Annotated in this window: 1 pseudogene; it reads right to left on the bottom strand. The window is 59.5% G+C overall.

What is annotated here, in order from left to right:
- Positions 1 to 726: pseudogene (locus ACYVIP_RS44625) on the bottom strand (hypothetical protein); the annotation flags it as partial.

The following is a 726-nucleotide window of genomic DNA, read 5'->3' as shown; positions in this document are numbered from 1 at the left end:
GGTAGCACCGTCTTCGGTGACCAGGTCCAGGACGGTGTCGGGGTGTTGCCAGACGGCGGTGACGGTGCGGGGTCCGCTCTCGCCGGTCTGGGGATCCGTCGCCCATACTTGGTCACCGGTTTCGATATCCATGATGGGTTTGGTGGTGCCATCAGCCATCAGCACGTGGGTTTCACCGGAGAAACTACTGAAACCCTCTAGGCATTTCCCCCCCGCTCCTTCGGCACCACCTCCACCGCGCGGGACATCATCGGCCGACCTTCGAATTATATCGGCACCTTCGTCGACAGTTTTTCCGCCGCGCGCCAAGTCCCCAATACCGGGCACAGCGAATAGCAGCGAAAGCCCGAACTCGCCCCAGTTACCTTCCGTCGCATACAAACCCGCGTCCGCCAGATCAAAGAAGATCCCGACTCCCGGTGCCATTCCTCCGGCACCAAGCCCTAGATGTGCTGCATCGCTGGCGTCGAAGTCGGATGACGAGGGCGACGATTCTGATTGGGGGCAGGCATAATGTTCGCCGCTTAAGTTGAGACAATCATATGATAGGTCTGGCCCATTGTTGACCGGTATTATTTCGCTGGGTGCGGCTGTGGTGTCTTTAACTTGGCCGAGGAGGGTTTGGTGGTCGGTGGTGAGGGATTCTTGGAGGCGTTCGTAACTCTTGTTGACGTCGTTGATGGGGTCGCGGTAGTCGGATGCGCGGTGGGAGGGCAGGTCAGGTGC

The organism is Actinophytocola sediminis (assembly GCF_054779715.1).
Note: the sequence above shows the minus strand (reverse complement) of the source record. Positions and strands in the feature narration are given on the sequence as shown.